The sequence below is a fragment of the Streptomyces sp. NPDC048295 genome, assembly GCF_040652135.1.
Classification (GTDB): domain Bacteria; phylum Actinomycetota; class Actinomycetes; order Streptomycetales; family Streptomycetaceae; genus Streptomyces.
Genome location: NZ_JBEZLL010000047.1, coordinates 21,654 through 39,090 on the forward strand (window position 1 = coordinate 21,654; position 17,437 = coordinate 39,090).

A 17,437-nucleotide genomic window follows, 5' to 3' on the forward strand; every position below is an offset into this window, starting at 1 on the left:
AGGTGCCGCGCGCACCGCGCCGGTCATGACGCCTCCGTGCGGTCGGCGGCCATTCCGGCCGCGTCCAGCAGGGCCGTGCCCACGATCAGGTCCGCGCCGCCGAACTCGATGTCGTCGAGCTGCGTGCCGTCGTCGACGGAGAACAGCAGGCGCTGTTCGCCCTGCCGGTAGGCGGTGCCGACCGGCGGGCTCGCGGCGTGCACCGCGAGCAGGGCGACCAGGTAGGGCAGTTCGGGATCGCGGCGCCGGGCCTCGGCGAGGAGGCCGGACAGGCGCCGCGGGGCGTCGTGTTCCAGGTCCAGGAGCTCCATGGCGCTCGCGAGCTGTTCCTCGCTGAACCTGCTGTCGTCGGGGGTGGCGATCAGATCGGGCTCGGGCATCTCGGCGCCCAGGTTCTCCCGCTCCAGGGGCGGCGTGAGCAGCATGCCGACGAGGTCTGCGACCCGTACCGAGGTGGGGGTGCGCAGGCCGGTGCCGCGGGCGAAGAAGGCGTCGGTGACGCGGATCGCCTGTTCGACGGGGAGCGGCAGCAGCGGGGCGACCAGCTGGCCGTACAGATCGAGGCCGGCGCGGGCCGTGGGGGTGGCGAAGGCCTGCCGGTCCTGTTCGGCGCGGAACAGCGGTCCGGCCTCCAGCAGGCGGGACTGCAGCTGGGTGTGGCGGCGGATGCAGTCCTTGACGATGTCGACGAGTTCGGCGGCGCGGCGCTTGTGCTCGGGCTCCTCCGCCTCGTCGCGCGCCTTGCGGATGTTGGTGAGGATCGCGTTCTCGTGGCGGTAGCGGTCGGCGACGTGGTCCAGCGCCTCGGCGATCATGTCGGGGACCGCGTTGAGCCAGTCGACCGCGCGGACGTTGCGCCGGGTGGCCTCCAGCGTCTTGCGGAGGGTCTCCGCGTACTGCACGGTGCGGTAGCGGGCCTGTTCGGCGGCGAGCTGGGCGTCCGCGAGGCGGCCCCGGCTGATGAGGACCTCCAGCTTCACCTCGGCGGCGATCTGGGCGCTGGTGACGTCCGTGTCGAGGGCGCCCACCAGGACGTTGACCGCTTCGTCGGTGGCGCGGAGGTAGACGGTGCCGCCGTATCCCGGGACCTCTTCGATCAGCTTGAAGTCGTAGTCCCGGCGGACGTAGACCCCGTCGGGGCCGAAAGTGCCGTACACCGCACGGAATCCGCGGTCCACGCTGCCGACGTTGATCAGGTTCTCCAGCACCCAGCGCGCGACCCGCTCGTGCTCGGCCGCGGGGCGGCCCGGGGCCTGGGCGGCGACGCGGGGAAGCAGCCTGGTCACTATCTGGTCGTGGTCGGCACCCGTGTCGAAGTCCATGTTGAGGGTGACGAGGTCGATCGCGGCGAGGGCGACCTCGGCCATCGCGTAGACCGTGTACTCACCGGCCAGATTCGCCTTGCGGACATCGAGGTCGTGCAGCGGCGCCGTGCAGGCGAGCGCGCGCAGCCGCCGCGAGAGCCCCTCGTCGGCGGCCGGGCCCGGGGCGGGTCGCGGCCCCGCGCTGAGCTGGGGCGCAGCGTTGTCCGTGTAGGCAGGCGAAGTCACGGTGCACAGATTAGGTCCTCACACCGACAACGGTCGAAACGGCGCAGAAGCGACCCCTGTTCCGGGGCCGGCCGGCCATGGTGTCACGGCCGTTCCCCGCCGCTCTCCGCACCGTCGTCGCTGCCCGGCTCCGGGGTGCCGTAGCCCCCGCCGCCCGGTGTGCGCAGCACCAGTACGTCCCCCGGCTCCAGCTCGGCCGTGTCGCAGCCGCGCAGCGGTGTGGCCCGGCCGTCCGGGTGCTCGATGTGCTGGTCGCCCGGCGCTCCGGGTTCGCCGCCCGCCATGCCGTACGGCCGGATCCGGCGGTGGCCGGAGAGCAGCGCCACGGTGACGGGTTCCAGGAAGCGGATCCGCCGCTCCACGCCGCAGCCACCGTGCCAGCGCCCGCTGCCGCCGCTGTCCTCGCGGACCCGGAAGCTCTCCAGCAGGACGGGGTAGCGCCATTCGAGGATCTCGGGGTCGGTGAGGCGGGAGTTGGTCATATGGGTCTGTACCGCGTCGGCGCCGTCGAAGCCGTCGCCCGCGCCCGAACCGCTCGCCACCGTCTCGTAGTACTGGACGTGTTCGTTGCCGAAGGTGAGGTTGTTCATGGTGCCCGAGCCCTCGGCCTGGATGCCGAGGGCCGCGTACAGGGCGCCGGTGACGGCCTGGGACGTCTCCACGTTTCCCGCGACGGTGGCGGCCGGGTGGACGGGGGCCAGCATGGAGCCCTCCGGAATCCGGACCTCCAGGGGCTTGAGGCAGCCGCTGTTGAGGGGGATGTCCTCGGCGACCAGGGTCCGGAAGACGTACAGCACGGCCGCCATGACCACGGATTTCGGCGCGTTGAAATTGCCCGGCTGCTGCGGCGAGGTGCCGGTGAAGTCGACGACCGCGGAGCGGGCGGCCCGGTCCACGGTGAGGGCGACCTCGATGAACGCGCCGTTGTCGGTCTCGTAGCGGCAGGCGCCGTCGTGCAGTCGGGCGATGATCCGGCGGACGGACTCCTCGGCGTTGTCCTGCACGTGCCTCATGTACGCGGCGACGACGTCGGGTCCGAACTGCTCGACCATGCGGCGGAGTTCGGCGATGCCCTTCTCGTTGGCGGCGATCTGGGCGCGCAGGTCGGCGAGGTTGGCCTCCGGGTCGCGGGAGGGGTACGCGGCGGTGGTGAGCAGCTCGCGCGTCTCGTCCTCGCGGAACCTGCCGTCGCGTACCAGCAGCCAGTTGTCGAACAGCACACCCTCCTCGTCGACGGTGTGGCTGAAGGCGGGCATGGAGCCGGGGGTGATGCCGCCGATCTCGGCGTGGTGTCCGCGTGAGGCCACGAGGAAGCGAAGCTCCGGCCTCTTGTCGCCGTCGGCACCGTCGAACACCGGGGTCACCACGGTCACGTCGGGCAGGTGGGTTCCCCCGTGGTACGGATCGTTGATGGCGTAGGCGTCGCCGGGACGCATCGTGGCGCCGTTGCGCCGCAGGACCTCCTTGATGGACTCGCCCATCGAGCCGAGGTGGACGGGGATGTGCGGGGCGTTGGCGATCAGATTGCCGTCCGCGTCGAAGAGCGCGCAGGAGAAGTCGAGCCGCTCCTTGATGTTGACGGAGTGTGCCGTGTTCTCCAGGCGCACCCCCATCTGCTCGGCGATCGACATGAAGAGGTTGTTGAAGACCTCCAGCATGACGGGGTCGACCCCGGTGCCGACGGCCGTGCGGTCCGGGCGCGGGCGGACCCGGGTGAGCAGCAGATGGCCGGTGCCGGCGAGGGCGGCCCGCCAGCCGGGGTCGACGACGGTGGTGGCGTCCGCCTCGGCGATCATGGCGGGCCCGGTCACGGTGTCCCCGGGACGCAGTTCCTCGCGGCGGTGGAGCGGGGTGTCCTGCCATCGGCCGTCGGCGAACATCCGCACGGTGTCACGCGGCCGGGGCCGGGTGCCCGCGTCGGGCGTGGGCTCGGCCGCGAGTGGCTCGTGCCGGCCGGCCGTTCCGGTCGCCTCGACCGAGACCGCCTCGACGACCAGGGGCTTGTCCATGGTGAACGCGTAGCGGGCCCGGTGGCCGGCGGTGAACGCCTCGGCCATGGCGGGCACGATGTCCAGGTCGACGGGAAGGCTCGAATCCGTACCGGCGTAGCGCAGCAGCACACGGGCACGGGTGCTGATCGCGCTGTCGGGGACGGCGTCGGCGCGCAGTTCGGCGCGGGTCCGGGCCGCCAGCTCCTCGCAGAGTGCGCCCACTTCGGTCCGGGTCGCCTCGTTCAGTTCCGCCTCCACCGACTGCTCGCGCATCGCGGTGGTGTCGGCGAGGCCGATGCCGTACGCGGACAGCACGCCCGCCAGCGGCGGTACGAGGACGGTGTCGATGCCCAGGGAGTCGGCGACGGCGCAGACGTGCTGGCCACCGGCGCCGCCGAAGCCGGTCAGGGCGTAGCGGGTGATGTCGTGCCCGCGCTGCACGGAGATCTTCTTGACCGCGTTCGCCATGTTGAGCACGGCGATCTCCAGGAAGCCGGCGGCGGTCCGGGCGGCCGTGCGCCGGGTTCCGGTGGCGCGCGCCACGTCCTCGGCGAGCGCGTCGAAGCGTTCGCGGACCGGTCCGGCGTCGAGCGGGAGGTCGCCGTCCGGTCCGAAGACGGCGGGGAAGTGCGCGGGCTGGATCCGGCCGAGCATCACGTTGGCGTCGGTGACGGTCAGCGGGCCGCCGCGGCGGTAGCAGGCCGGGCCGGGGATCGCGCCCGCCGAGTCGGGGCCGACCCGGTAGCGCCGGCCGTCGAAGTGCAGGACGGAGCCGCCGCCGGCCGCGACGGTGTGGATGCTCATCATCGGGGCGCGCATCCGCACCCCGGCGACCCGGGTGCCTAGCTCGCGCTCGAACTCGCCCGCGTAGTGGGACACATCGGTGGACGTTCCGCCCATGTCGAAGCCGATGACCCGGTGGAATCCGGCCTGTTCGGAGGTGCGGGCCATACCGACCACGCCGCCGGCCGGGCCGGAGAGCACCGCGTCCTTGCCCCGGAAGTGGGAGGCCTCGCGCAGCCCGCCGTTGGACTGCATGAACATCAGCCGGATGCCGCCGAGTTCACCGGCGACCTCCTCGACGTACCGGCGCAGGATCGGTGAGAGGTAGGCGTCGACGACGGTGGTGTCGCCGCGCGGTACGAGCTTGATCAGCGGGCTCACCTCGTGCGAGCAGCTGATCTGGGTGAAGCCCGCCTCGCGGGCCGCTTCGGCCACGGCGCTCTCGTGTCCGGGGTGGCGGTAGCCGTGCATCAGGACGACGGCGGCGCTGCGCAGTCCGTCGGCGTGGGCGGCCCTCAGCCGTTCGGTGACCGTTTCCCGGTCCAGCGGGGTGACGACCCGGCCGTGGGCGTCGATCCGTTCGGGGACCTCGATCACCCTCTCGTACACGGCTTCGGGCAGCAGGATGCGGCGGTCGAAGAGGCGCGGCCGGTTCTGGTACGCGATGCGCAGGGCGTCCCGGAAGCCTTCCGTGATGACCAGGACGGTCGGCTCGCCGTGCCGTTCCAGCAGGGCGTTGGTGGCGACGGTGGTGCCGATCCGCACTGCGGCGACCCGGTCGGCGGGGACCGGGTCGCCGGGCCCGAGGCCGAGCAGCGTCCGGATCCCGGCCACGGCGGCGTCGCGGTAGCGGTCCGGGTCGTGGGAGAGCAGCTTGCGGGTGACCAGGTGCCCGCCGGGGTCCCGGCCCACGACATCGGTGAACGTTCCGCCTCGGTCGATCCAGAACTCCCAGCGTCCGGTCATCCCTCCATACTGGCCCGCGGCACGGACGACGGCCCAGGACGGCACGGTCCGCCGTGCGCCGGCCGAGGTGTGCGAGCGTGCCGCGGCCCCGTACCGGCCGGGCGCGGGATCCGGGGCGTGGGAACGGCATCGGCGCCCCCGGTGCACCGTGCGCCACCGACCCGCCCTTCAGGCCCGCACCCCCGGGTTCCCGCCCCGGTCCGGTACCTCGTGGGCGGCCAGGAACGCGGCCACCGAGCGGTCCCAGCCGAAGAGTTCCGCCCGTTTCCTCGCGGCGGCACGGCGTCCGTCCGACGGGCGCCCGAGCACGTCGCGTACGGCGGCGGCGAAGGCCTCGCCGGTGTTCCGGGCCGCGGCTCCGGCACCGCCGATCACCTCCGGCAGCGCGGAGCTCGCGCTCGCCACCACCGGGGTGCCGCAGGCCAGTGCCTCCAGCGCGGACAGGCCGAACGTCTCCGCCGGTCCGGGCGCCAGGCAGATGTCGGCCGCCGCCTGCAGATCCGCCAGCGTCTGCCGGTCCCGTACATGGCCCAGGAATTCGACCGGCAGCCGCTGTGCCCGGGCCCAGGTCTCCAGCCCCGCGCGCAGCGGGCCGTCGCCCGCGACGAGCAGTGCCGCCCGCACGCCTTGACTCCGCAGCTCGGCAACGGTCTCCAGGGCCCGGCGGGGGCGTTTCTCGACCGAGAGCCGCGAGCACAGCAGGATCAGCACGTCCTGACCGTGCAGATGCCCGGCGCGCAGCGCCGTACTGCGCCGTTGGGGGCGGCAGCGCCTCAGGTCCACGCCGAGCGGGGCGCGCACCACGTTGCGGGCGCCGATGCGCAGGAACTCCCGTTCCGCCCATTGCGTGGTGCACACGATCCGGGTGTGGGCGTGGGCGCTGCGCGCGTTCAGGCGGTCGGCCGCGCGGCGTGCCGCGGCCGCCGGGAGGCCCCAGGTGCGCAGCACCCCGTCGGCGGTCTCGTGCGAGACCATCACGGCGGGCACCCTGGCGCGGCGGGCCCATTCGCCCGTCCAGCGCAGGGTGGTCCGGTCGGAGACCTCAAGGCGGTCGGGCCGCAGCACCTCCAGGAGGTGGCGGAGCCTGCTCCGGCCCGTCAGTACGCGGTAGCCGCCGCTGCCCGGCAGGACCGGCCCCGGGAGCGTGATCACCCGGCCCTGCTCCGTGCGCTCGTCGCCCGGTCCGGCGCCGGGTACGACGAGCACCGGTTCGTGGCCGGCGGCGAGGTAGCCGCGGCCGAGTTCGTCCAGGGCGGTGCGCAGCCCGCCGGAGGACGGGGTGACGAAGTTCGCCAGCCGGACGATGACCATGCGCTCGCCCCGGCCGCTCACGCCGCCACCGCCGTCCGCTCGCGCAGCACCTCGTCGTAGTGGTCCAGGAGCTGATCGCCCACGGCCTGCCAGGTCCGTCCCTCGACCGCGGCCCGGCCGGCGGCGCCGTAGGCGGAGGCGAGCGCGGGGTCGGCGGCGAGCGTGCCGGCCGCCGCCGTCACCGCGCGGGCGTCGAGCGGGGGGACGAGCAGCCCGGTGCGCCCGTGGCGGACGAGGTCGAGGGGTCCGCCGGCCGCCGGGGCGATCACGGGGAGCGCGCAGGCCATGGCCTCCTGCACCGTCTGGCAGAACGTCTCGTACGGTCCGGTGTGCACGAACACGTCCAGCGACGCGAAGACCCGGGCGAGCTCGTCCCCGGTCCTGCGGCCGAGGAAGACGGCGCCGGGCAGGGCGGTGCGCAGCGACGGTTCGCTGGGTCCGTCCCCGACGACCACGACCCGGACCCCGGGGACCGCGCAGGCCCCGGCGAGGAGTTCGACATGCTTCTCCGGGGCGAGCCGTCCGACGTACCCGACGATCCGCTGCCCTCCGGGTGCGAGCCGGCGGCGCAGTGCCTCGTCCCGCAGACCGGGCCGGAACCGTGTGGTGTCGACGCCTCTCGGCCACAGCCGGACCCGGGGCACGCCGTGGTCGGTGAGGTCGTTCAGGGCGGCGGTGGACGGGGCGAGGGTGCGGTCGGCGGCGGCGTGCACGGTGCGCATCCGGCGCCAGACGGTGCTCTCGCCGGTGCCGAGGTAGGTGCGGGCGTAGCCGGCCAGGTCGGTCTGGTAGACGGCCACGGCCGGCAGGCCGAGCCGGGCGGCGGCCGTCATGCCCCGTGCTCCGAGCACGAACGGCCCTGCCAGGTGGACGAGGTCGGCGCGGTGGGCGGTGAGTGCGACGGTCAGCCGGCGGCCGGGCAGCGCGACCCGTACCTGGGGATAGCCGGGCAGGGGGAGGGAGGGAACGCGTACCACGGGGCAGGGGGCGTCGGCCTCGAAGGTGGCGGAGGGACCGGAGCGGTCCGGACGGGACGTGGTCGTCGCGCCGGCGGTGGCCGGGGCGATGACGAGCGGTTCGTGGCCGCGGCCGGCGAGATGCCGGGCGGTCTGGAGGGTGCAGTGGGCCACGCCGTTGACATCGGGCGGGAAGGACTCGGTGACGATGACGACACGCATGTGTGTGTTGTCGCCGCGCCGGGCGTGGCCGGGCCGACTTGGATCTTTCCGTCCGGGGAACGTCCCGTGAGCGTTCGGGCCGGGGTGCTTCCGGTCCCGCCCGTTCGCGCCGCGCGCCCCCCGACGCGCGTCGCTGTTCGTACTCGGTCAGGCCGCGGGGGTGTCGGGCCCGATCCGGCTGCGTACCGCCGTCTGCACCTCGGCCTCCTCGGCCGGGTCGGCGGCGAGGCGGCGGAGCCGCTCGGCGACCCTGATGTCGCCGGTCTCCGCGTGGAGTGCGGCGACCTCCCGGGTGGTCTCCTCGCAGTCCCACAGGCATTCGACGGCGAATCCGGTGGCGAAGGAGGGATCGGTGGCGGCCAGTGCCCGGGCCGCCCGGCCGCGCAGATGCGAGGAGGAGGTCTCCCGGTACACGTGCCGCAGCACGGGGGCGGCGCAGGCGATGCCGAGCCGTCCCGCGCCGTCGACGAGCGTCCACAGGCGCGGGGTGTCCGGTCCCTCGCCCCGTACGGCCTCGCGGAGCGCTCCGAGGACCAGCGGTGCGTCCTGGGCGCCGCCCCGGCAGGCGAGCACACCGGCCGCGGAGGCACCGAGCGCGTCGGGCCGCCGGGCCCAGCGCCGGGCACGGTCCACCGCCGCGTCGCCGCACATCCGCTCGAAGGCGGCGACGGAGGCGTCGGCGACGGTGCGCGAGACGCCGACCGCTCCGGCCTCGATCAGGTCGAGCACGGCCGGGTCCCTGGCCTCGGCCAGGTAGTGCAGCGCGGCACAGCGTGCGCCCTCCGGGCCGCTGCGGGCGGCCTCGACGATCGTGGGCCGGTCCTCGGGGCCCGCGACGGCGGTGAGGCAGCGGGCGGCCGGCACATGGAGGGTGCTGCCGCGTTCGAGACCCTGCTGCGCCCAGTCGAAGACCGCCTGGACGCTCCAGCCGGGACGGGGGCCGCCGGGGCGCAGCTGGCGCTGCCAGCGGTCGAACGAGCCCTGTTCCGAGGCGGCCCGGACCCTGGCGCCGACCGCGTCGCGCGGGTCGTCCGCCCAGAGCCGCCAGGGGCGGGGTTCATAGGCGTCCCGTACGGCGGCGGCCAGCTCGGCGGCGCCCTCCTCGGTGGCCGGGAACCGGCCGAGCACGGGTACGGCCAGAGCACGGAGCCCGGCGTCGTCGTCGCGCAGGGCGAGCTCGTCGAGGGCCCAGGCCCAGTTGGCGCCGGTCGCGGCGTACCGCCGCAGCAGGGCCAGGGCGTCGCCGCGTCCGTACGAGGCGAGGTGGCCGAGCACGGCGAGGGCCAGACCGGTGCGCGAGTCGTCGGTGTCGAGGTGGTCGTCGGGATCGCACAGGTGACGCTCGATCTCTTCGATGCCGCCGTCGAGATCGAGATACAGGCGCGCGTAGTAGAGGGAGCGGTTCTCCACCTGCCAGTCGTGACGCGGATCGCTCAGGACGCAGTGGTTGAGAGCCGCCAGGGCCTCGGGGCGTGGTGCGGCGAGCGCGTGGAGCGTGCCGTCGCCGCGGCCCCTCTGCAGCAGGCCGAGCAGGGTGCCGCTCGGCGCTATGAACGGATCAAACATGGAAAAAGCCTCACATCAAGCTGTCGACGCAACCGGGACTGTGCAGTTCCAAGTGCCGGGTGGGCACTACGCCGCGCAGCAACATGATCGGCCGACCGCCGTCTTCTGCTTGGTGTAGACCATCTTCCTCTGCCTCTCGTCGGTGGCCCGGAGCCGGGCCCGCGACGTCATGATGACCCAGCCATTTCGCCACCGCGACCACATTTACGGCGTACCCGGTCAGCGGGAGCCGAAGAGTTCCAGCAGGTCGGCCTTGCCGAACATGCGAGCCGTGTCGAGGGCGGAGGGCGTTCCGGCGGTCGGATCGGCCCCTGCGGAGAGCAGCGCCTCGATCACCGCGTCCTCGCCCTTGAAAACGGCACCGGCGAGCGGTGTCTGCCCGCGGTCGTTGGCCCGGTCCGGGTCGGCGCCGCGGCCGACGAGGGCCGTGACCGCGGCGGCGTGCCCGTGGTAGGCGGCGAGCATCAGCAGCGAATCGCCCCGGTCGTTGGTGAGGTTGGCGGGGACGCCGGCGTCGACGTAAGCGGCGAGCGCGTCGGTCTCACCGCGGCGAGCGAGGTCGAAGACCTTCGTCGCCAGCTCGACCACCTCGGGATCGGGTGTTTCGCTCATCGGACGGACCGCCTTCCATCAACCGGTTTCACCGCTGTCGACCTGCCGGGACGTACGCCGTGGGGGCCGTACGAGTGAACCGACAGGGTACTGCCCGGCCGGGCACTTGACCCGGCCCACCCGTGGCAAAGGATCACGAATGGTGCCGCGGAACAGTACGCGACACCGGATGTTCCGCCCCATCGGGATCGTTCGGACGGCCATTCAAGTGAAAATAACGACTTTTCACCCGATTGCAGCTTTCATCGTATAGATACTTCTGGTGAACCTGGAAGGACTCATGGTGACTGTCCCCCCAACCAGGAGAACCACTCATGATCCTGTCCATGTCAGGCGTCGTCATCCTCGGCATCATCGTCTTCCTGTTCTTCAGGAAGGACGGCCTCAAGGCCTCGCACGCCCTCGTCACCGCCATGTTCGGCTTCTATCTGGCGGGCACCGCCATCGCACCGAGCATCACCGCGGGCGGCGCGAGTCTCGCCGGCCTCCTGGGCGGGATCAAGTTCTGACCCCCCGCGACCGCTCCCACCCCGTCAGGAGACCGACGTGGCCCGGCGACCACTCCCCCGCATTCTGAGCAGCGGCAGCGCCTCGATCACTCGCAGTCGCGAGTTCGCGCGCACGGCCGCCGACAACGCCACGGACGTCCTCCATCCGCTGATCACGATCACTCGTGGTCTGCGACTGCTGGCCGGAGCCGGACGGCAGAAGTGGGCCGCGACGCCCAAGGACAGACGTGGCCCCACGCTGTTCCTCGTCGCGGCCTGCGTGCTCGCGTTCGCGCTCATGCCGTACGGGGGTCTGATCGCCCTCGTCACGGTGATGGGCGCGGCCGCCTGGGCGGGGCGGGAGCGGACCCCTGTGAAGACCGGCCCCGACGAGGCGGGGACGGCGCGGCTGCGCTCGCTGTACGAGGCGCTCGTGCCGTACTTCTCGGTGGCCGAGGACCCCGGACCGCTGTTCTCCCACGGCGGCGACTGGGAGAAGGCCTTCAGCGGTTACGAGTTCGACGGCGACGGGCGGCTGACCCGTCTCCAGGTGACGTACCCCGCCTACTTCACCGACAGCGAGGCCGCCTCCCGTGCCCGGATCGAGCGGCTGCTGCACGCCAAGTCCGGCCGCGGCCGGGAATACCACTTCGCCTGGGACGAGGAGGGCAACAAGCTCGTCATGAGCGTCCTCGGCCCCCTGCCCACCTCGATCGGCGCCCAGCGCTTCGTCACCGCCCCCGGCGAGACCGTACTGGGCTTCACCGACGGCGACTCGGTGCAGCGCACCGTTCCGGTGCACGACGGCGACACCACCCGCGACGCCCCTCCGGTCGTCTGGCGCAACGGCGCCCGCTCCACCGAGCCGCACCTGCTGGTGATCGGGCAGCCCGGCAGCGGCACCACCACCCTGATGCGCTCCATCGCCCTGCAGGCGCTCCAGCACGGCGACATCCTGATCGTCGAAGGCGGCGGAACCGGCGAGTACGCCTGCCTGACCGGGCGGGACGGCGTGCTGGCCGTGGAGTGCGGGCCGACCGGCGCGCTGGAGGCCCTGGAGTGGGCCGCCCACGAGACCGAGCGGCGGCTGATCGCCGCCAACCGCGCGCGGCAGGCCGGCCACCCCCTGCCCGACGACATCAGACGCCCGCTCTGGATCCTGCTGGACCGGCCCGGGGTCCTCGGCCATCCGGCCGCCGCCGACGGCAGGCCCGATCCGCAGGAGCTGCTCCAGGTGCCGCTGCGGCACGGCAGGGCGGCCAACGTGACCGTGGTGCTGGCCGATCAGCTCGACGGCCTGGACGCCCTCGGCGAGACCGTACGGACGCAGCTCAGGGCCCGGGCCGTGCTCGGCCACTGCTCGCGCGAGCAGGTGGAGTCGGTGCTCGGCACCGAGCCGCACACCACCCCGGCCGCCGATGTCCCGCCCGGCCGCGGATACGCCCGGCTCGGAACCGGTCCGGTGCTCCGGCTGCAGGTCCCGGCCACACCCGACCCGTACGACGAGGCGACCGGGGAGGCGGAGCGGCAGGCGGTCCTCGGGCTGCTCCCCGAGAGGCAGGAGCCGGTCGTCGAGGCGGCCGTGCCGGCCGCCCCGGGCGTCCCGGAGCCGGTACTGCCGCGCGCCGTGACCGTGGCGGTCACCGACTGAACGCGCGCGCCCGCGGGGTGAGGGACCGGCGGCCCCTCACCCCGCACCCCTTCCCGGGTCAGGCGACGAATGTCCGCGGCGCCTCGGCCCCCGCGCCCGCTCCCGAGCCGACCAGCTGCGCCGCCGCCGCGAGCCGTGCCGCCGCCTCGTCCGCGACGGGCCCCGAGACCGTGAACGGCAGCCGTACGTATCCCTCGAAGGCGCCGTCGACCCCGAACCGGGGACCGGAGGGGACGCGTACCCCGACCCTCTCCCCGGCGACCGCCAGCCGGGAGCCGGAGAGGCCGCCGGTCCGCACCCAGAGCGTCAGGCCGCCGAGCGGCACGGAGAACTCCCAGTCGGGCAGCTCCCGGCGGACCGCGGTGACGAGGGCGTCCCGGTTCTCCCGCGCCTGCTCGCGCCGGACCTGCACGGCCTCCTCCCAGCCGCCGGTGCGCATCAGCCAGTTCACGGCGAGCTGTTCGAGGACGGGTGTGCCCATGTCGGCGTAGGCACGGGCGGCGACCAGGCTGCGGATCACATCCGGGGCGGCGCGCACCCAGCCGATGCGCATGCCCGCCCAGAAGGCCTTGCTCGCCGATCCGACCGTGATCACGGTGGAGCCCGCCGGGTCGAAGGCGCAGACCCGGCGGGGCATCCGCACATCGGGGTCGAGGCAGAGCTCGTTCATGGTCTCGTCGACCACCAGGACCGTACCGGCGGAACGGGCCGCGTCCACCAGCGCACGCCGCCGGTCCTCGTCGGCCAGCGCGCCGGTGGGGTTGTGGAAGTCGGCGACGACGTAGGCGAGCCGCGGCGCCGCGTCCCGCAGCACCTGCCGCCACCGGTTCATGTCCCAGCCGCCGAGCCCCTCCTCCATCGCCACCGGCACCAGCCGGGCACCCGCCTCCCGCATCAGCTGAAGGATGTTGGCATAGCTCGGGGACTCCACCGCGATCCGCTCGCCGCGGCCCGCGAAGAGATGACAGATCGCGTCGATCGCGCCCATCGCGCCGGTGGTGACCATGATCTGCTCGGGCATGGTCGGGATGCCGCGCCCGGTGTAGCGGTCGGCGATCATCTGCCGCAGCGCGGGCAGCCCGGCCGGGTAGTCGCCGTGGGTGTGGGCGTACGGTGCGAGCTCCTCGATGGCGCCCTGGACCGCCCGGGTCAGCCACGGCTCGGGGGCGGGCAGCGAGGCGCAGCCCAGGTCGATCATCGAGCCGAGGGACTCGGGGGGCAGCGGCTCCAGACCGCGTGCGGGCAGCGGGTTCCCGGCGGGCACGGCGGTCCAGCTGCCGGCTCCCCGGCGGGACTCCAGGAACCCCTCGGTCCGCAGCGCCTCGTACGCGGCGGCGACGGTGGTGCGGCTGACGGAGAGGGCGAGGGCCAGCTCGCGTTCGGCGGGGAGCCTGGCGGCGACCGGCACCCGGCCTTCGAGGACGAGCAGACGGATCCCGTCGGCCAGCGCACGATAGGCGGGGGGCCTGCGGGCCCCCGGTCCTGCGGGCCGGGGCTGTTGGGCCTGGAGCTGCCGGGCGAGCTGCGCCGCACCCACCGCCGAAGTCCACTGAGCCATGGAAATCAGTCCACCTTCCTCGGATTGGCCATAGTTGGCAGCCAATCCCCTGCCACAGAGTGACATGCGGCAGTCCACCATCACCACACCAGGGGGCATCCCTTGTCCAACGCCGCCGCCCCTCGCGGGGCTCACCTCACCCGTCGGCTGATCCAGCTGTACGCCGGTCTCGCGCTGTACGGAGCCAGCTCGGCGCTCCTGGTCCGCGCCGGTCTGGGTCTCGAACCCTGGGGCGTACTGCATCAGGGGCTCGCCGAGCGCTCCGGACTGTCCATCGGGGTCGTCTCGATCATCGTCGGCGCCGCCGTCCTGCTGCTGTGGATACCGCTCAGGCAGCGCCCGGGCCTGGGCACCGTCTCCAATGTCTTCGCCGTCGGCATCGCCATGGACGGCACGCTCGCGCTCGTACCCGACGTGCACGGCCTCGCCGCGCAGACCGCCGTGATGGCCGCGGGGGTCGTGGTCAACGGCGTCGCCACGGGTCTGTACATCGCGGCGCGGTTCGGCCCGGGGCCCCGCGACGGGCTGATGACCGGGCTGCATCTGCGCACCGGCCGCTCCATCCGGCTGGTGCGGACGCTGATCGAGGTGGCGGTCGTGGCGACCGGCTTCCTGCTCGGCGGCACCCTCGGGGCGGGCACGGTCGTGTACGCCCTGGCCATCGGCCCGCTCGCCCAGTTCTTCCTGCGCTTCTTCGCGGTCGGCGGCGAGCCGGCCGGGGAGAACGCCGAAGCCGCCGAGGAGGCGGCCGTCGTATCCGCGCCGGACCATGGGAACACCACCGTCACCGCACCGGCACCGGAGCAGGCCATACTTCCGCAGTGACCTCCGTACGCCACCCCTATCTGGACCATCCCGCGACCATCCCGTTCGCCCACCGGGGCGGTGCGGCGGACGGGATCGAGAACACCACGGCCGCGTTCCGCCGGGCCGCCGACGCCGGGTACCGCTACTTCGAGACCGATGTGCACACGACCTCGGACGGCCGCCTGGTCGCCTTCCACGACGCCACCCTGGACCGGGTGACGGACGCCCGCGGCCGGATAGCCGAGCTGCCCTGGAGCGAGGTGCGACGGGCCAGGGTGGCGGGCCGGGAGCCACTGCCGCTGTTCGAGGAGTTGCTGGAGACCTTCCCCGAGGCCCGCTGGAACGTCGACATCAAGACCGCTTCCGCACTGGTTCCGCTGGTCGAGCTGATCCGCCGCACGGACGCCTGGGACCGGGTGTGCGTCGGCTCGTTCTCGGAGGCCCGGGTCGCCAGGGCGCACCGGCTGGCGGGCCCCCGGCTCGCCACTTCCTACGGCGTCCGGGGCGTTCTCGGGCTGCGGCTGCGCTCGTACGGGATCCCGGCCGCGCTGCGGGCGGGCGCGGTGTGCGCGCAGGTGCCGGAGAGCCAGAACGGCGTCCGGGTGGTCGACCGGCGCTTCGTGCGCGAGGCGCACGCGCGAGGACTCCAGGTGCACGTCTGGACCGTGAACGAGCCCGAGCGGATGGCAGCGCTCCTCGACCTCGGCGTGGATGGCATCATGACCGATCACATCGAGACGCTGCGCACGGTGCTGAGCGAGCGGGGGGCCTGGGCCTGATGCCGGCCGTGCCAGGTCTTCACGGGGAGAGACGAGGGGGTGCGGGTTGAGCGCCGAGACCGCGGAAACCGCTGAGCCGACGGAACCGACTGCGGATTCCGCCGCTGCCGCGAGCCGCAGAAGTGAACAGCGCGGCTGGTATTTCTACGATTTCGCCTGCTCCGTCTACTCGACGAGCGTCCTGACGGTCTTCATCGGCCCCTACCTCACCTCGATAGCCAAGGCGGCCGCCGACGCCGACGGCTTCGTGCACCCGCTCGGCATCCCGGTCCGCGCCGGGTCGCTGTTCGCCTACGCGGTCTCCGTGTCCGTGGTGGTCGCGGTGGTCGTGATGCCGATCGTGGGCGCCGCCGCGGACCGTACGGGGCGCAAGAAGCCGCTGCTCGCGGCCGCCGCCTACACGGGTGCCGCCGCGACCACCGGCATGTTCTTCCTGGACGGCCACCGCTATCTGCTGGGCGCCTTCCTGCTGATCGTGGCGAACGCCGCGATCTCGGTCTCGATGGTGCTCTACAACGCGTACCTGCCGCAGATCGCCGAGCCGGAGGAGCGGGACGCGGTCTCCTCGCGCGGCTGGGCCTTCGGCTACACCTCGGGCGCGCTCGTCCTGGTCCTGAACCTGGTCCTGTACACGGGCCACGACTCCTTCGGCCTCTCCCAGTCCGACGCGGTACGGATCTGTCTCGCGTCGGCCGGCCTGTGGTGGGGTGCCTTCACGCTGGTGCCGCTGCGCCGGCTGCGCGACCGGCGTGTGACGGCGGGCGGCGAGGGGGCGGTCGGCTCGGGCTGGCGGCAGCTGATGGCCACCCTGCGCGACATGCGCCGCCATCCGCTGACGCTCTCCTTCCTGCTGGCCTACCTCGTCTACAACGACGGCGTGCAGACGGTGATCTCCCAGGCCTCGGTGTACGGCTCGGAGGAGCTGGGTCTCGACCAGACGACCCTGATCACGGCGGTGCTGCTGGTGCAGGTGCTCGCGGTGGCCGGAGCGCTGGGGATGGGCCGGCTGGCACGGTCGTACGGCGCGAAGCGCACGATCCTCGGGTCGCTCGTCTTCTGGACGCTGATTCTCGTCGCCGGATATTTCCTGCCCGCCGGGGCGCCGGTCTTCTTCTATGTACTGGCGTCGGCGATCGGCCTGGTGCTCGGCGGCAGCCAGGCACTGTCGCGCTCGCTCTTCTCCCATCTGGTGCCGCGAGGCAAGGAGGCCGAGTACTTCTCCGCGTACGAGATGAGCGACCGCGGGCTGAGCTGGCTGGGGCCACTGGTGTTCGGACTCGCCTATCAGCTGACCGGCAGCTACCGGGATGCCATCATCTCGTTGGTGATCTTCTTCGTGGTCGGCTCCGTGCTGCTCGCGAGGGTGCCGATCCGGCGGGCCGTGGCGGCCGCGGGCAATCCCGTACCCGAACGGATTTAGACGTTGAAGTGAAAGGCCGGTAGTGTACGCCTTTGGCCTGCCCGGAGGACCGTTACTGCGAGCGGAAGAAGCCGAAGCGTTGGGTGACAACTTCCGCCAGATGTGACAAACCGGGCATTGCTGGGTACTTGGAACCCTGGGAAACCTGAAAAAGCAGCGGCACGACGGGCGACGCATGACCGGCAACGGGAATCTTTAACGCCGACCGGACGTTGACCGGATGACGACGACAGCGACACCTGTCCTGTGGGCGACAAGCCCGGGAGGCACGATTCATGAGTGAGCGAGCTCTCCGCGGCACGCGACTCGTGGTTACCAGCTACGAGACGGACCGCGGCATCGATCTGGCCCCGCGCCAGGCGGTGGAGTACGCATGCCAGAACGGACATCGATTTGAGATGCCGTTCTCGGTAGAGGCGGAAATTCCGCCGGAGTGGGAGTGCAAGGCGTGCGGCGCCATGGCACTCCTGGTGGACGGGGATGGCCCCGAGGAGAAGAAGGGCAAGCCTGCGCGCACGCACTGGGACATGCTCATGGAGCGGCGCACACGCGAGGAGCTGGAGGAAGTGCTCGCCGAGAGGCTGGCGGTCCTTCGCTCCGGAGCCATGAACATCGCCGTACACCCGCGGGACAGCAGGAAGTCTGCCTGACCGACCGCGTAACACCGCAGTACGACAGAGCCGCGGGCCGTGACACAGAGTGTGTGTCACGCGGAGCCAAGGTCACCACCGAGTTCTGATCCCCACGACCCCCACGGTATCGGTCGGCCGAGTGGTG

At 72.8% G+C, this 17,437-nt stretch carries 13 protein-coding genes; 6 read left to right on the top strand and 7 right to left on the bottom strand.

What is annotated here, in order from left to right; all coding sequences use genetic code 11:
* Positions 1 to 23: 23 nt before the first annotated feature.
* From AB0D53_RS39740 to AB0D53_RS39765, 6 genes are all read right to left on the bottom strand, one after another.
* Positions 24 to 1,550: a hypothetical protein gene (locus tag AB0D53_RS39740; protein ID WP_362454239.1), complete on the bottom strand. Its 1,527-nt coding sequence runs from the start codon at positions 1,548 to 1,550 to the stop codon at positions 24 to 26.
* Positions 1,551 to 1,633: 83 nt separating this feature from the next.
* The gene (locus AB0D53_RS39745; RefSeq protein ID WP_362454240.1) at positions 1,634 to 5,290 is read right to left on the bottom strand and encodes a hydantoinase B/oxoprolinase family protein; all 3,657 of its coding nucleotides are present in this window, start codon (positions 5,288 to 5,290) and stop codon (positions 1,634 to 1,636) included.
* Positions 5,291 to 5,458: 168 nt separating this feature from the next.
* On the bottom strand, positions 5,459 to 6,601 hold the full coding sequence (locus AB0D53_RS39750; protein ID WP_362454249.1) for a glycosyltransferase: 1,143 nt from the start codon (positions 6,599 to 6,601) through the stop codon (positions 5,459 to 5,461).
* Positions 6,602 to 6,618: 17 nt separating this feature from the next.
* Positions 6,619 to 7,779, bottom strand: coding sequence for a glycosyltransferase family 1 protein (locus AB0D53_RS39755; protein ID WP_362454241.1), 1,161 nt, complete (start codon positions 7,777 to 7,779; stop codon positions 6,619 to 6,621).
* Positions 7,780 to 7,926: 147 nt separating this feature from the next.
* Positions 7,927 to 9,345 (bottom strand): HEAT repeat domain-containing protein, encoded by a 1,419-nt coding sequence (locus AB0D53_RS39760; protein WP_362454242.1) that lies wholly within the window; start codon positions 9,343 to 9,345, stop codon positions 7,927 to 7,929.
* A 219-nt stretch (positions 9,346 to 9,564) separates the two neighbouring features.
* The gene (locus tag AB0D53_RS39765; protein WP_362454243.1) at positions 9,565 to 9,957 is read right to left on the bottom strand and encodes an ankyrin repeat domain-containing protein; all 393 of its coding nucleotides are present in this window, start codon (positions 9,955 to 9,957) and stop codon (positions 9,565 to 9,567) included.
* Positions 9,958 to 10,271: 314 nt separating this feature from the next.
* Between AB0D53_RS39765 and AB0D53_RS39770 the strand changes: the two genes are divergently transcribed.
* Together AB0D53_RS39770 and AB0D53_RS39775 are read left to right on the top strand one after the other, a co-directional pair.
* Positions 10,272 to 10,466, top strand: coding sequence for a hypothetical protein (locus AB0D53_RS39770; protein WP_358951758.1), 195 nt, complete (start codon positions 10,272 to 10,274; stop codon positions 10,464 to 10,466).
* Positions 10,467 to 10,503: 37 nt separating this feature from the next.
* Positions 10,504 to 12,096 carry an ATP-binding protein gene (locus tag AB0D53_RS39775; protein WP_362454244.1) on the top strand — a complete coding sequence of 531 codons (1,593 nt, stop codon included), beginning with the start codon at positions 10,504 to 10,506 and terminating at the stop codon, positions 12,094 to 12,096.
* Between the two features lie 58 nt (positions 12,097 to 12,154).
* Here AB0D53_RS39775 and AB0D53_RS39780 read toward each other — a convergent pair whose 3' ends face one another.
* Entirely contained in the window at positions 12,155 to 13,654 is a 1,500-nt protein-coding gene (locus tag AB0D53_RS39780; RefSeq protein WP_329817201.1) for a PLP-dependent aminotransferase family protein, read from the bottom strand.
* Positions 13,655 to 13,756: 102 nt separating this feature from the next.
* On the opposite strand from AB0D53_RS39780, the gene AB0D53_RS39785 reads away from it, so the two are divergent.
* The 4 genes from AB0D53_RS39785 (at position 13,757) to AB0D53_RS39800 (ending at position 17,310) form a co-directional block, all read left to right on the top strand.
* Positions 13,757 to 14,479, top strand: a complete 723-nt coding sequence (locus AB0D53_RS39785) for a hypothetical protein (protein ID WP_362454245.1) — start codon at positions 13,757 to 13,759, stop codon at positions 14,477 to 14,479.
* Positions 14,476 to 15,240 (top strand): glycerophosphodiester phosphodiesterase, encoded by a 765-nt coding sequence (locus AB0D53_RS39790; protein ID WP_362454246.1) that lies wholly within the window; start codon positions 14,476 to 14,478, stop codon positions 15,238 to 15,240. The genes AB0D53_RS39785 and AB0D53_RS39790 overlap by 4 nt, the downstream gene beginning before the upstream one ends.
* 46 nt (positions 15,241 to 15,286) lie before the next feature.
* Positions 15,287 to 16,660: an MFS transporter gene (locus AB0D53_RS39795; protein WP_362454247.1), complete on the top strand. Its 1,374-nt coding sequence runs from the start codon at positions 15,287 to 15,289 to the stop codon at positions 16,658 to 16,660.
* A gap of 275 nt (positions 16,661 to 16,935) precedes the next feature.
* Positions 16,936 to 17,310 (top strand): RNA polymerase-binding protein RbpA, encoded by a 375-nt coding sequence (locus AB0D53_RS39800; protein ID WP_007262928.1) that lies wholly within the window; start codon positions 16,936 to 16,938, stop codon positions 17,308 to 17,310.
* The last annotated feature ends 127 nt before the right edge of the window (positions 17,311 to 17,437 follow it).

What these genes read in the sequence shown, in the direction of transcription:
- AB0D53_RS39755 (WP_362454241.1), bottom strand. Translation starts at nt 7,779, where the DNA reads ATGCGTGTCGTCATCGTCACCGAGTCCTTCCCGCCCGATGTCAACGGC.
- AB0D53_RS39760 (WP_362454242.1), bottom strand. Translation starts at nt 9,345, where the DNA reads ATGTTTGATCCGTTCATAGCGCCGAGCGGCACCCTGCTCGGCCTGCTG.
- AB0D53_RS39765 (WP_362454243.1), bottom strand. Translation starts at nt 9,957, where the DNA reads ATGAGCGAAACACCCGATCCCGAGGTGGTCGAGCTGGCGACGAAGGTC.
- AB0D53_RS39750 (WP_362454249.1), bottom strand. Translation starts at nt 6,601, where the DNA reads ATGGTCATCGTCCGGCTGGCGAACTTCGTCACCCCGTCCTCCGGCGGG.
- AB0D53_RS39745 (WP_362454240.1), bottom strand. Translation starts at nt 5,290, where the DNA reads ATGACCGGACGCTGGGAGTTCTGGATCGACCGAGGCGGAACGTTCACC.
- AB0D53_RS39800 (WP_007262928.1), top strand. Translation starts at nt 16,936, where the DNA reads ATGAGTGAGCGAGCTCTCCGCGGCACGCGACTCGTGGTTACCAGCTAC.
- AB0D53_RS39780 (WP_329817201.1), bottom strand. Translation starts at nt 13,654, where the DNA reads ATGGCTCAGTGGACTTCGGCGGTGGGTGCGGCGCAGCTCGCCCGGCAG.
- AB0D53_RS39770 (WP_358951758.1), top strand. Translation starts at nt 10,272, where the DNA reads ATGATCCTGTCCATGTCAGGCGTCGTCATCCTCGGCATCATCGTCTTC.